This is a genomic window from Bifidobacterium apousia (genome assembly GCF_007559275.1).
Classification (GTDB): domain Bacteria; phylum Actinomycetota; class Actinomycetes; order Actinomycetales; family Bifidobacteriaceae; genus Bombiscardovia; species Bombiscardovia apousia.
Window position 1 is genome coordinate 28,453 of the sequence record NZ_VMHK01000004.1, and the last position, 12,965, is coordinate 41,417.

Sequence of the window (12,965 nt, forward strand, 5' to 3'; positions counted from 1 at the left end):
GCGGCGGTTTCCCGGGTCATCGACTGGGGAATCCGCCGCGGCTCTCTTCATTGTAAAAGCGAGGGGAGGAGCCATGGATTCGCAGGACGTCAGTCAGCCCGCCCTGGACGGTCTCGCTCCGCGCCGTCGTTCGAGCAGCAGTCGAAAGAAACCTCCGCGCCGACCGGCCGATGAACTCCCTGTGGCACGGGTGGTGCTGGACGTGCAGGCCACTCATCTGGGCGGGACCTTCGATTATCTGGTGGATGCGGACCAGGACGATCATGCACAGCCGGGATGCCTGGTTCGCGTCAGGTTCGGAGCGCGCAGGGTCAACGGCATCATCTGGGAACGTGTGGCAGACAGCCAGGTTCCCCGCGCCTCCCTGCGTTTCCTGGAGCGAGTGGTGCTGGATCGCAGCCTGATCTCACCTTCCCTGCGCGCGGACATCACTGCTATCGCCAAGGCCTACGGGGGAACCGAGGCCAACATTCTGCGGCTGGCTTTGCCCCCTCGTGTGGCCCGCATCGACAAGGAGCAGCAGCTGGTTCCCGGTCAGCCTCGGTTGGCCTCTGACCCCGCCTGGGTGGCCGGGCTGGACCAGCGGCAGCGGGATCTGAAACAGAGGCTTGATTCGGGCTATCAGGGGCTGGAGAAACTGGATCAGTCACTGGAAGAGGATACGTTCACCGCCTATCTGATCGACATTCTGCCCGGTATGGACCAGGCCGCACTCCTGGCTGCCAGGGTGCTGATAGGTGCCCTGCTGGCCGGACGGTCGGCAGTTATGGTGCTGCCAGGCACCCGTCAGGTGGCCCATCTGTCCGCAGTCCTTCAGCAGCTGGGGTTGCGCCCCTTCGGTCCATCTGTTGCCGCCGGTCCTGGTCAACAGGAGGCTCACGGCTGGTCTGGTGATTTCGCCATTCTGGACAGCGGCATGGCTCCTGCCGAGCGCTACAGGGCCTACCTTGCGCTGGCCTCCGGCCAAGTCCGCTGCGCTATTGGGCTGCGGGCAGCCATGTACGCCCCGGTGGAGGGTCCCGCCCTCTTCGCTCTGATGGACGATGCGAGCTACCAGTACGCCGATGGGATGATGCCCTACGCCAACGCCCGCGGAGTGCTGAGGTTGCGGGCACGCGCCCACGGCGGCGTCTTCCTGGCCATGGCGCGTGCCAGAAGCGTGCGTTCTCACTGGGAGAGTCAGCCAGAGGCCACCGAAGCGGACTCTGGCGTGACCGGTCCAGGCACTGCTCTGACACTTGATCGGTCTGCAGTGACGACCCTGCTGCCCTGGATCCGTTGGCTGAACAGGGAGGAGCTGAGCCATCTGGCCGACCCGACCATGGGCGCCCGGGTTCCTCATACCGCCGTCGCTGTCATCAACAAAGCCTTGGAGCGTGGTCCGGTTCTGCTGTCCATCCCGCAGGATGGCATCTTCGAAAGCCTGAGCTGCGCTCGCTGCCATCATCAGGCTCGTTGCCCGTGTTGCACCGGACCTTTGCGGGCCAGGCGGCCTGGCGCGCCCCGATGCGCTTGGTGCGGGGCTGCGGCTACGGACTGGTCCTGTCCTGACTGCGGGGGTTCACGGCTTCGGGTGGTCAGGGTAGGCGCCGCTGGGACGGCCCAGGAGCTGCGCATGCTCTTCAGAAATGTGCCCATCGTCATCTCTTCGCCCAGTCAGCCCCGCGGGGTGGTCGAGCGTGTACAGGATCGTCCCAGTCTGGTTATCGCCACTCCAGGTGCCGAGCCCAGAGTGGTCGCCCCGAGTATGGAAGGCAACAACAAGGGCACCAACGATTCGGATCTGCCCCGGTTGTCGCGAGGATACCGGGCCGTGGCCATTCTGGATGCCTGGACCAGTCTGTATGCCCCTGGCGTCGATGCGCGTATGGATACCCTGGGAGCTTGGATGCGCGTGTCCTCCTTCTGTCGCTCCCGGGCCCAGGGCGGTCAGGTGCTCCTGCTGGGGGAATGCGATCCCCAGCTGGCCCAGGCGCTGATGACCTGGCAGGGGCCGGTACTGGCCGCTGCCGATCTGGAGGATCGTCGGCTGACGGCCATGCCCCCTGCGGTCGGTATGGCTGCAATATGGGGTGAAAGGGAGGCCGTCGTCTCGATGCTGGACGCCGTCGGGATTGCACCGGGTCAGGAGGCAGTAACCGATGCCGGTCCTGAGTCTGTTCCTGCCCTGCTTGGGCCTGTGCCCATACCGGCGCCATCCACACTGAAAGCCGGCTATTTGGAGGGAACCCAGGATAGGGTCCAAGCTCTGGTTCGGGTACCCATCAGCTCCAGGGATAAGCTGGCTGATGATCTCAAGCAGGCTCAGGCCAGGTACGTGGCCGGCCGCGGGCGAGGGGAGTTGCGCTTCCGGATGGATCCCAAGGATCTGACCTGATTGTCGCTCCAAGCGAATATCTGCAGGGTCTATGCGGCGTGGTTTCATGAGAGGGCGCAGGCAGAGGCGCAGATGAACGAATTCGGGAAAGGCGGAGAGCCATGAAGGGCTGGCCGGGCGAGGTCCAGATTGAAGCAGATGTGATCCAGGCTGAGCAGGAAGCAGCTCAGTGCCAGGGTCAGCCCATTGAACAGGTCATCTTCGACTTCGGCAACGTCCTGATTCGTTGGCAGCCCGAGATGGCCATGGTGGCCCGGTACGGGCGCAAGAGCATCGAAGCCATGCTGGATGACAGCCGTTCCGGCTTTTACCGGGCCAACGACATGATGGACGGCGGAGCCACCTGCGCCCAGGCCCGTGACTGGGTGGCCGCCAACTGCGGATCCCCCTGGGATGCCATGTTCGCCTACTACTGTGACCACTTCGTCGATTCGCTGGCCGGCCCGGTGCCTGGTGCCCGCATGCTGGTGGAGGATCTGAAGGCGGCAGGCCTGGGTGTCTGGGGGTTGACCAACTGGGGTGCCGAGCTCTTCCATCACGCCTGGGACGGCGACTCCTTCCTGCATAGGCTGGACGGGGTGGTGGTCTCCGGGCCCATCCACATGCGCAAGCCTGACCCGGCCATCTACCGGTACGCCCTGGATCAGTTCGGAATCCAGGCTGGCAGGACCCTCTTCGTGGATGACAAGGGTATGAATGTAGTCGGCGCCAACAAGGCCGGCATCCGCAGCTTGCGATTCAGCAACCCCTACGGGCTGCGCACTGCCCTGATTGAGGCAGGGGTGAACATTCCTCAGGTCCAGTGAAGGCGCGGAGGTCCGAAGCCGTCAGATGAAAAGGAGATTGCCGATATGGTCATGACATTGCTGTTTGCAGGCACACCCCAGGTCGCCTTGCCATCGCTGAGACTGCTGGCGGCCGATCAGGAGCATTTCCGGGTTGCTGCCGTGCTCACCAGACCCGACGCCCCCCAGGGGCGTGGAAGGCATCTGCATCCCAGTCCGGTCAAGGCTGAGGCCCTCAGGCTGGGGATCCCCGTTCTTGAGAACAATCCATCCGATCCGGATTTTCCGGCGCGGCTGCAGGATACAGGCGCCAGATGTGCGGCCGTCGTGGCCTACGGACGGATCCTGCGTCAGCCGGTCCTGGATGCCTTTGATGGTGGATGGTACAACCTGCACTTTTCCCTGCTGCCGCAGTGGCGGGGGGCAGCTCCGGTCCAACGGGCCATCTGGGCCGGGGATACCATCACTGGCGCCACGGTCTTCAGGCTGACGGCCGGCATGGATGAGGGGCCCGTCCTGGCCCAGTCAACGGTGGAAATCGGGCCGCACGAGACATCGGGCGAGCTGCTGGATCGCCTGGCCGAGGATGGGTCCCACCTGCTGGCTGCCAGCCTGGAGGCCCTTGCGGAAGGTCGGATTCAACCCAAGGAGCAGACGCAGGGCGCCTACCAGGTGGCCGCCAAAATCACCCACCAGGATGCCCACATGCGTTTTGATGTGCCCGTCTTTGCCCTGGATCGGCAGGTTCGGGCCTGCAGCCCGGAACCGGGAGCCTGGTGTCTGTATCGGCAAGGCGATGACCCGCAGGACAGGCAGACAGGGCTGACCGTGCTCAGGGCGGCTCCGGCCCGAGGGGATGAGCCTGGTCTTCCCTCGCATCTGGAGCCGGGTCGGCTGGCAATGGATCGTCGCCACCTCTGGGTGGGCACCAAGACCCTGCCTCTGGAGCTGCAGGTGGTCAAGGCTGCCGGCAAGCGCGCCATGCAGGCCATGGACTGGGCCCGTGGCGCTCGCTTGGAAGACGGGGCCCGCTGCAGCTGAATTCTTCCACCGGCTGGCTGTCCAGGCCATGCGGGGATTCCAGGGGCGAATGAAGGAGGAAAGCCATGCAGTCTGATGATGCTGACCAGGCCGACAAGGAGCAGGCCGAGGATGCAAATGACCAGGATCTGGCCGGGGATCGGCGCAACCGTGCGCTGGCTGCGGCGCTGACCAGGGCTGCGAAAGAGCTGTCCAAGGCCAAGAGCCAGCTGGCCCAGTTGGCTCAGCCGCCCCTGACAATCGCCCTGGCCTTGGGGGTGGATTCTGTGGCCTACGACAGCCAGGGGGTGCAACAGGCCCGGCTGCTGATCCTGAACGGCTCGCGTCGGATGGTGGTGCCCCTGGCGCCCAATATCCACGCCGAGCGGATCAGGGCCGGCCAGGAGGTTCTGCTCAACGCCGACATGGTGGTGGTGCGTGTGGGCGATCAGCCGGTGACCGGGCAGGTCCGCACGCTGCGGGAGACCTTGGAATCCGGTGCTCTGCTGGTGGAAGACCCCTCCGGGCAGACCCGCGTCGCTGCGCGTGCGGGCTCTCTGCAGGACCAGCCCATTGAGGCGGGCAGTGCCTTGCTCATGGACGAAAGCTGTTCGATGGCCCTGGCTGTGCTGCCTGAGTCGGACCAGTCCGACATGCTGCTGGAGGAGACTCCTGACGTGGACTTCTCTGATATTGGCGGCCTGGACAGGCAGATCGAGCGCATCCGTGATGCGGTCCAGCTGCCCTTCCAGCATGCCGATCTGATGCGTCGTTATGGGCTTCAGGCCCCCAAGGGTGTTCTGCTTTACGGGCCGCCCGGCAATGGCAAGACCATGATCGCCAAGGCCCTGGCCCGCGCCCTGGCCCAGGAGAGCGACGGTCACGGGGTCTTCCTGTCGGTCAAGGGCCCCGAGGTGCTCAACAAGTTCGTGGGCGAGTCGGAACGGCTGATCCGCCGCCTGTTCGCGCGAGCCCGCAGCCTGGCAGGCCAGGGTGGACCAGTGGTGGTCTTCATCGACGAGATGGATGCCCTGCTCCGCACCCGAGGATCGGGCATCTCATCGGATGTGGAGACCACCATCGTCCCCCAGTTCCTGACCGAGCTGGACGGTGTCGAGTCCCTGGACCAGGTCATGGTCATCGGCGCCTCCAACCGCATCGACATGATCGACCCGGCGGTTCTGCGCCCAGGACGGCTGGATGTCAAGATCCGCATCGATCGGCCCGACAGGACCAGGTCGGCCGCTATCTTGGGCAAGTACCTGGGCTCCGACATGCCCATGCAGGATGATGCCGGGCCGGAGGAGCTGATCCAGGTGCTGGTTGACGGACTCTTCGCCCGGGATGATGACCACCTGCTGGGCAAGGTCATGGATGCCACGGGCCGCTGGCAGCCGCTCTACCTGGAGTCTGTGGTCTCCGGCGCCATGCTGCACAACCTGGTTGATCGGGTCAAGACCATGGCGGTCAAGGCCTCCATCGAACAGGGTCGACAGGTGGGTCTCGACCGTGGATTCTGCTTGAGGGCGGTCCGTGGGCAGTACGAGGACACTCTGGAGGAGCTCAGCGGACAGGATCCGGACCGGTGGGCCGATCTGGCAGGACTGCGCCCCGGGCAGGTTCAGGAGGTTCGCCCGGTAGACGGGCCAGGGGAGCGATCATGAATGCCGGGCGGGTTATGGGTACCGAGACGGAGTACGCCATTGCCGACCCCCAGGATCCCGGCGCTGATCCACGTGCTCTGGCTCTGCGTCTGGTAAGGGCTGCCGCCCAGCCGGCCTTGGCGCACATCCGCTGGGACTATGGGGAAGAGGACCCGGTCAATGATGCCAGGGGAGGTCGGCTGCCGCGTTCCGCTGCCGCTCCGAGCATGCTCACTGATGCGCCCGGCGCCCGGCTGATCGATGTGGCAGCTCCCAATGGCGCGCGGATTTACGTGGATCATGCCCACCCAGAGTATGCCTCGGCGGAAACGGTGAATGCCTTCGACGCGCTGGTTCAGGATCGTGCGGGTGACCGTTTGATGGCCCAGGCCGCGGAAAAGGCTGGAGGTCTGGCTCTCTACAAGAACAACGTGGACGGCAAGGGCGCCGCCTGGGGATCCCATGAGAACTATCTGATGGACAGGGCGGTGCCCTTCGCCAGGGTGGCGGCCCTGATGACCATTCATTTCGTCACCCGCCAGATCTACACCGGCTCGGGCAGAGTGGGCCTGGGGCCCAGGAGCGAGGAGGCCGGCTTCCAGCTCAGCCAGCGCGCCGACTATCTGACCAGCCGGATTGGACTGCAGACCACCTTCGGGCGGCCAATCATCAATACCCGGGACGAGTCACATGCTGGGCCGGGCAGCCGTCGCCTCCACGTGATCGTGGGTGATGCCAACCGGCTGGATGCGCCCCTGGTCCTCAAGCTGGGGACCACTGATTTACTGCTGGGCCTCTTGGAATCCGAGGACGATTCGACCCGTCAGATCGATGAGCTGTTGGATCGCTGGACGCTGGATGATCCGGTGGCGGCCCTGCACACGGTCTCCCGTGATGTCGCTCTGACCAAGCCGCTGGCCTTGGCAAACGGGGGGTTCGCCGATGCGCTGACCATCCAAAAGGCATTGCTGGATGCGGCCCGCCAGGCCAGAAGGGGTATCGACCGGCCAGGTTGTGCCGACGATCGGGTTCTGAACCTCTGGGACCAGGTGCTCGCGGATCTGGCTGCCGTGCGTTCGGGCGACGAGGAGGCTCGTCTGGCCATGCACGATCAGGCAGGCAGGTTGGAATGGCTGCTCAAGTGGCAGCTCTTGGAGCGACTGCGCCGCCGCCGTGCCATGCCCGACTGGTCGGATCCCCGTCTGGCGGCGCTGGATCTGGCCTGGGCACGGGTGGACCCCGGCCGTGATCTGCCATGGCGACTGCAAGGATCTATCCAGCGACTGGCTGATCCCGACCAGATCACCAGGGCCATGGACCAGGGGCCGGAGCAGACTCGTGCCTGGTGCCGTTCCCAGCTGCTGCACCGCTGCCCTGATGCGGTCAAAGCCGTCTCCTGGAGTCGTGTCATTCTTGAGGAGCAGGGATCGGAGGGGGAGCCTCAAACCAGGATGGTGGACTTGTCCGATCCGCTGGGTCACACACGGTCTTCCTGCCGGGATGGCCGCGACATATACTGCAGATAGCGCAGAAAACAGTCCGATATCCAACCGGACGACCACCGGTGGACCACAGTTGGCAATGCCTCGACCACCCGTTTGAAAGAGAAGAGAAGTATGGAATTGCGCGATTTGGCCATGCAAGCCGCCACCATTGCTGTGGAGGCCGGCCGTCATGCCCTCCAGGACCAGATCAATCCCCACGATCCCCGCTCCACCTCAGCCATCGGCCAGGGCACCCAGTTTTCGCCGGGCATTGACACGCGGCTGATTCGTTACTGCCGGACCAAGATCGCTGCCCTGGACCCTATGGACGGCTTCTGGGAGGAGGAGGCCGGCAACCGTCGTCCGGGCGGCCGCTACTGGTGCCTGGGCCACATCGACGGTCCGGTCAACTATGTGCGCAACATGGCCGAGTGGACGCTGACCATTTCCCTCTTTGCCGTGGACGAGAAGGGCCACGCTTCACCGGTCCTGGGCATCGTCCATGCACCGGTCCTGGGCCTGACCTACCTAGCCGCCAAGGGCGAAGGCGCCATCAGGATCCGACGGACCATTGTGGGCGACAAGCGTGAGAAGATCATCCCCTCCACGATGACCACCCTGAACGGGTCAGTGATCAGCTTCGGCATGTCCTACTTCCCCAACGAATCCGAAAAGGTCCTGCAGATTGTTTCGCGCATGGCCGGCAAGCCTGCCGACATCAAGCGTGTCGGTCCGGTCTCGCTGGATCTGTGCCGGGTGGCGGACGGCAGCTACGATGCCTACTTCGAACCGGCCCTGCACTCCTGGGACATCCCTGCTGTCTCTGCGGCGGCTGTCGTGGTCCGGGAGGCCAAGGGTACCCTCTGGCGCTGGGACGGCGGGCACGTGCGCTGGGAGGGCAGCAACGACGTGGTGGCCACCAACGGGCTTATCGCCGAGGATTTGAACACGTATCTGAGCGGGCGCTGATCCGCGCCGGAAAGGAGGGCGACCATGGCTGAGGCATCCCAGCAGGGACGGCATGTGGCAGCCGGGCAGCGGCAGGAGCAGGAAGAGAATCTGCCGCAGACCGGGGCGCATAAACAGGGTCAGACGGCTGAGTCCGACCTGGATGCGGTCCTTGATGACATCGAGACCACCCTGGAGACCAACGCCAAGGAGTATGTGCAGGGCTTTGTCCAGAAGGGCGGCCAGTGATCCATGGCGGACGGGCAGGGGGCTGACTCGGACTTTCGCAGGATATTCGGCATCGAGACCGAATACGGACTGAGCCTGACCGGCGCCAGTGGACCCTACGCTGCCGGCCGGGTCGCCATGGCCATGTTCCGCCCTCTGATTGAGAAGCACGGGTCAACCAACATCTATCTGCCCAATGGCGCCCGACTCTACCTGGACGTGGGCTCCCACCCGGAGTATGCCACGGCGGAGGCCCGCGATCCGCTGACGGCCCTGACCCAGGTGCTGGCCGGTGAGCGGATCGTGACCGACCTTGCGGAGCGCGCCGGGAAACGCCTGGCGGAGGACCTGGGCAGGCCGGTGAAGGTTCACCTCTTTGCCAACAATGTGGATGCCCAAGGCCATGCCTTCGGCTGCCATGAGAACTATTTGCTGGACCGGCGAGTCCCCCTGGACATGATCGGAGCCTGCCTGGTCCCCTTTCTGGTCACCCGACAGCTGATCACCGGGGCGGGTCGTCTGAGTCCCGATGGGTTCCAGCTCAGCCAGCGGGCCGATTTTCTGGACGAAGGGGTCTCCTCGGCCACCACCCGTGCCCGTCCTATGGTCAACACCCGTGACGAGCCGCTGGCTGATCCTGAACGATGGCGGCGTCTGCATGTGATCGTTGGGGACACCAACCGGTCGCCCTTGGTCACTTGGTTTAAGATGGCCAGCACCCACCTGGTCCTGAACCTGATCGAGCAAGCCTGCCGCCGGGACCGACGGCCGGATCTGGCCGACTGGGCCCTGGCTGATCCTGGTGCAGCGGTCCGAGCCGTCAGCCGGGATCGGACTGGCCGGGTCACCCTGGATCTGCAGGCTTCCACGAAGACGGGCGGCATCAGCGCTCTGGGTCTGCAAGAGGCCTATTGGTCGGCCTGCAAGGCCTTGGTGGACCAGCAGGAAGATATAGGCATCGACCGGTCCCAAGCACTGCGGGCCCTGGAACTGTGGAGAGCGGCCTTGGATGCGTTGGATGCGGGGCGTTGGCAGGATCTGGCTGACTGGGTGGACTGGGCCGCCAAGCTGCGGTTGCTCCAGGGCCTGAGTCGGCGAGGCGCCGGACGGGATCTGGACAAGGCGCTGGACCTGGACTATCACGATCTGAGCGCGGGAAGGTCCTTCCCTGGCCTGGTCAGGCATGGGCTCATGCACTCGCCGGTCGACGACTCTGAGATACGTCGCGCCATGGATCAACCTCCAGAGGATACCCGGGCCCGTCTGCGTGGCAATTTCGTCCGTGCCGCGGACCGGGGAACGCGCACCTGGTCTTGCGACTGGAGCCACCTGGTCCTGGGCGGCTCTCACCGCGTCGAGGTAACCCTGCCTGACCCCTTCGACCATCTGGGCCCACCCCGATACCACTCCCTGATGGATTTCCTGAGAGGTACAGCGGAGCCGCATGCCTAGGGATGGTTTGCATATGGGACATCGGTCAAGTCTGCTGTAAAAAGAAGGGCCCCGGCATCCGTGGATGGATGCCGGGGCCCTTGCAGAAAGGCTGGTTTCACTTCTTGTTGGTGACGGCCTTCTTCAGCAGCGAGCCGGCAGAGATCCGCACGCCATAGCTGGCCGGAATCTTGATGGTCTCACCGGTGCGGGGGTTGCGTCCGGTGCGGGCGGCACGCTTGACGCGCTCGGCCGAGAACAGACCGGTCAGCTTCAGACCCTCACCGGACTTCATGGCCTCGACGAAGACATCCTGGAAGGCGTTGACAGCAGCTTCCGCCTGAGCCTTGGTCAGGTTGGACTTCTGCGCAATCTTCGAAACGAGATCAGACTTGTTGTATGCCATAGAACATCCTTCTTTCGGGGGCCTCCCACTGCTTGATTTGGGGAAAGCCCAACGGTCAATGACTGATATTAGCGCAGATTAGGCCCAAACACCGCATTTTCCGGGGGTTTTCGACATTTCACCACGCGATTTTTGAGGCCCTTGGGAATGAAAGTGTCCGAGGGGCCCTTTAGATGCGATTATGGTTGCTCAGCCAGCGCATGGCCAAGGCTCCCAAGGGGATGCGCAGCCAATAGGTGGCCACCCGGAAGACCAGAGTGGCCGAGATGGCTACGCCCGAGGGAACGCCTGCCAGGCGGAAGGCGGAGAAGAGCACCGCCTCTATGGCTCCCAGGCCGCCGGGTGTGGGGACAGCCGAACCCAGCGTATTGGCCAGGAGGAAGACGAAGGTGGTCTCGAAAACGTTGGTCCGGCAGCCGAAGGCCATCAGGGCGGCCCAGAAACTCATGCCCAGGGCGGCTGACTGCATCACAGCCCCAAGCACGGCCACCACCAGCTGCCTGGGCTGAGTCAGAATCTCTATAAGGTGGCGGGCGTAGGAGGCCACGATGGGCATCAGGCGTTCCATGACCAGTCGCCGTGTGTAAGGCACGGCCATGATCAGGGCTGCGATGATGGCCACTGTCCCGATGACGATGACCAGGGTGTTGGTGGGGATCATCCCGGATAGGGTGTTGCGCCCGGTGAACAGCCCGATGCCGATCAGCAGACAGAAGGTGGTAGCGAACTGGACGGCCACCACGGCGCTCATGATGGCCGTGGCCATGGTGTTGTCATAGCCGTCCCGCCGCAGGAACTGCAGGTTGACGAAGGCCGGCCCCACCCCGGCGGGCATGGAGACCGAGGTGAACGAGGAGGCCACCTGGGATAGGAAGATGCCCTTAAAGTCGCGCTTGGCCGGGTCGATGAAGACTCCTAGGGTAATGGCGCAGCCCACCCAGGACAGTGATCCCAGCAGGAAGGAGAGGCCAGCCATCCAAGGGTTGGCATTGCGGACGGCGCTGATGACCTGGGGCAGATTGAACTGGGTGACGATGACGGCGACAGCTACTACCAGCAAGGCCAGGGCCACGAAGCTGCGCAGACTGAAACGTGAGAGGGTTACCTGGCCGGTATCAGCCACCGACTCAGGAGGAGCCAAGGTCTGCAGCTGTTTGCGCAGATCAGTCAGAATCTGTCGATTCCAGCCAGGCAGGGCCTGGGTCTGTGACGGAATGGCCACCATCTGGCAGAATGGCGATAGCCCCGCCAGGGTCTTGACCCCCCAGGAGGCGCGGGCAGCTGTGATGGCTTGGTCCACGCCGATCATCGCGGCGATCAGGGCGAGAAGCTGGACCCGGTCCAGGGCGATGTTGGCCTGGGAGCTGGCGCTGTCGCCGTTCTCCCAGCCGGCGATGACCGCGGAGCCTGACTGGTCCACGGCCAGAGTCTCTGGGCGTATGCGGCGGTGTGTGAAGCCGCGCTCGTTGGCCCGGCGAAGATAGTCCATCAGCTGCTTGGCCCTGTCGGCGTCCAGGTTCTCAGGTTCCAAAGGCCCAAGATGGACATCATCCTCAAGGACCAGAATTGAGGATTCGGCGCTCTCCGCCAGACCATAGGGGTGCAGGGTGGTCAGTCCCAGGTCCCGCAATTCAGTCAGCATGGCCATATGGTGTTGCATGGAGTTTCTGACCGACCGGTCCCGGCGCATGGAGACTCCGGACAGTTTGATCCACTGCCAGAGCTGCATCAGATAGCCCATGGTGTGCAGCTGGCCGTCCATGACCGAAACCGTGTAGGTGCGGCCATCCCTGTCACGGGCCCTGTAGATGCGGGAGGCCTCGATAAGGTCGTCGTCGAGGGCGGGCAGTGGCTGGCCATCGTTGTCTAGACTGGGATCCTGACGCTCCAGGCTGGCGGCATGGATGCCGATGGAGGCTATGGCCTGCACCACGCCCTGCCCCCAAGCGCCCTTGTTCTGTGTGCCCGCCAGGTATCGGACGACCATGCCCATGATTCGGCCAAGGATCAGCGAGACCAGAACCCCGCTGGCCGAATTGGAGGATATGGCGACCATGATGATGGCCACGACGTATAGAGCGTTCCATCCCCACTTGACCGAGCTGCGTAGTCGACGGGGTCCTGCTGCACTCAGGAAGGCAGCCAGACCGGCATAGAAGTCAGGCAGCAGGACGGGAGACCCTATGGCGTTCTGGGAGCTGAATGAGGCGATCAGGGTCGGGTTGCCCGCCTTCAGGATCAGGTTGGAGGTCAGCATGACCAGCCCGAAGCCCAGGAACATGGCCAAGGGGGCAGTGATGGCCTGGATCCATTCCCTGTTGACCAGCAGATGGACAAGCACCGCCAGGACGACGGTCACGGTCACTGCTTGCTGAAGGAAGGCCGTGGGCACGTCCATGAGCCAGTCCATGGCATTGCCGGCCTGGCGCATGTCCGACTCGACCCCGGCGGCTATGCCCTTCAGATAGACAGCTGCCAGAGTGACCAGGATTCCCAGGATCAGTGCTGCCAGGGCTCGAAGCAGGTCTTCGGCATCATGAACCCGCTGGGGTGGGGTATCCCGAATGACGACCTGGTCTTCCTGCACAGGGTCGGCGGAATCGGTGTCCTCGGGGGTGATGGTCGACTGGGACGGGGTCATGG

At 64.2% G+C, this 12,965-nt stretch carries 10 protein-coding genes; 8 read left to right on the forward strand and 2 right to left on the reverse strand.

What is annotated here, in order from left to right:
* Nucleotides 1-73: 73 nt before the first annotated feature.
* The 8 genes from FPK30_RS06070 to FPK30_RS06105 all read left to right on the forward strand — a co-directional run bounded on the left by FPK30_RS06070 (nt 74) and on the right by FPK30_RS06105 (nt 9,937).
* Nucleotides 74-2,377, forward strand: coding sequence for a primosomal protein N' family DNA-binding protein (locus tag FPK30_RS06070; protein ID WP_144085744.1), 2,304 nt, complete (start codon nt 74-76; stop codon nt 2,375-2,377).
* A 101-nt stretch (nt 2,378-2,478) separates the two neighbouring features.
* Entirely contained in the window at nt 2,479-3,183 is a 705-nt protein-coding gene (locus FPK30_RS06075) for an HAD family hydrolase (protein WP_045924649.1), read from the forward strand.
* Between the two features lie 45 nt (nt 3,184-3,228).
* On the forward strand, nt 3,229-4,203 hold the full coding sequence (gene fmt, locus FPK30_RS06080) for a methionyl-tRNA formyltransferase (protein ID WP_144085745.1): 975 nt from the start codon (nt 3,229-3,231) through the stop codon (nt 4,201-4,203).
* A 65-nt stretch (nt 4,204-4,268) separates the two neighbouring features.
* Nucleotides 4,269-5,846 (forward strand): proteasome ATPase, encoded by a 1,578-nt coding sequence (gene arc, locus FPK30_RS06085; RefSeq protein WP_144085746.1) that lies wholly within the window; start codon nt 4,269-4,271, stop codon nt 5,844-5,846.
* The gene (gene dop, locus FPK30_RS06090; RefSeq protein ID WP_144085747.1) at nt 5,843-7,351 is read left to right on the forward strand and encodes a depupylase/deamidase Dop; all 1,509 of its coding nucleotides are present in this window, start codon (nt 5,843-5,845) and stop codon (nt 7,349-7,351) included. The genes arc and dop overlap by 4 nt, the downstream gene beginning before the upstream one ends.
* A gap of 90 nt (nt 7,352-7,441) precedes the next feature.
* Entirely contained in the window at nt 7,442-8,278 is an 837-nt protein-coding gene (locus FPK30_RS06095) for an inositol monophosphatase family protein (protein ID WP_144085748.1), read from the forward strand.
* Between the two features lie 24 nt (nt 8,279-8,302).
* Complete coding sequence (locus tag FPK30_RS06100) at nt 8,303-8,506, forward strand: ubiquitin-like protein Pup (protein WP_144085749.1); 204 nt, start codon at nt 8,303-8,305, stop codon at nt 8,504-8,506.
* 3 nt (nt 8,507-8,509) lie between these two features.
* Nucleotides 8,510-9,937, forward strand: coding sequence for a proteasome accessory factor PafA2 family protein (locus tag FPK30_RS06105; RefSeq protein WP_144085750.1), 1,428 nt, complete (start codon nt 8,510-8,512; stop codon nt 9,935-9,937).
* Nucleotides 9,938-10,034: 97 nt separating this feature from the next.
* On the opposite strand, the gene FPK30_RS06110 is transcribed toward FPK30_RS06105, so the two are convergent.
* Nucleotides 10,035-10,322 (reverse strand): HU family DNA-binding protein, encoded by a 288-nt coding sequence (locus FPK30_RS06110; RefSeq protein WP_015022121.1) that lies wholly within the window; start codon nt 10,320-10,322, stop codon nt 10,035-10,037.
* Between the two features lie 169 nt (nt 10,323-10,491).
* A complete protein-coding gene (locus FPK30_RS06115) occupies nt 10,492-12,963 on the reverse strand; it encodes a lysylphosphatidylglycerol synthase transmembrane domain-containing protein (protein ID WP_144085751.1) in 2,472 nt (823 codons plus the stop codon).
* Between the last annotated feature and the right edge of the window lie 2 nt (nt 12,964-12,965).

Excerpts from the sequence above, each read along its gene's own strand:
- FPK30_RS06070 (WP_144085744.1), top strand. The coding sequence starts at position 74 with ATGGATTCGCAGGACGTCAGTCAGCCCGCCCTGGACGGTCTCGCTCCG.
- FPK30_RS06075 (WP_045924649.1), top strand. The coding sequence starts at position 2,479 with ATGAAGGGCTGGCCGGGCGAGGTCCAGATTGAAGCAGATGTGATCCAG.
- fmt (WP_144085745.1), top strand. The coding sequence starts at position 3,229 with ATGGTCATGACATTGCTGTTTGCAGGCACACCCCAGGTCGCCTTGCCA.
- arc (WP_144085746.1), top strand. The coding sequence starts at position 4,269 with ATGCAGTCTGATGATGCTGACCAGGCCGACAAGGAGCAGGCCGAGGAT.
- dop (WP_144085747.1), top strand. The coding sequence starts at position 5,843 with ATGAATGCCGGGCGGGTTATGGGTACCGAGACGGAGTACGCCATTGCC.
- FPK30_RS06095 (WP_144085748.1), top strand. The coding sequence starts at position 7,442 with ATGGAATTGCGCGATTTGGCCATGCAAGCCGCCACCATTGCTGTGGAG.
- FPK30_RS06100 (WP_144085749.1), top strand. The coding sequence starts at position 8,303 with ATGGCTGAGGCATCCCAGCAGGGACGGCATGTGGCAGCCGGGCAGCGG.
- FPK30_RS06105 (WP_144085750.1), top strand. The coding sequence starts at position 8,510 with ATGGCGGACGGGCAGGGGGCTGACTCGGACTTTCGCAGGATATTCGGC.
- FPK30_RS06110 (WP_015022121.1), bottom strand. The coding sequence starts at position 10,322 with ATGGCATACAACAAGTCTGATCTCGTTTCGAAGATTGCGCAGAAGTCC.
- FPK30_RS06115 (WP_144085751.1), bottom strand. The coding sequence starts at position 12,963 with ATGACCCCGTCCCAGTCGACCATCACCCCCGAGGACACCGATTCCGCC.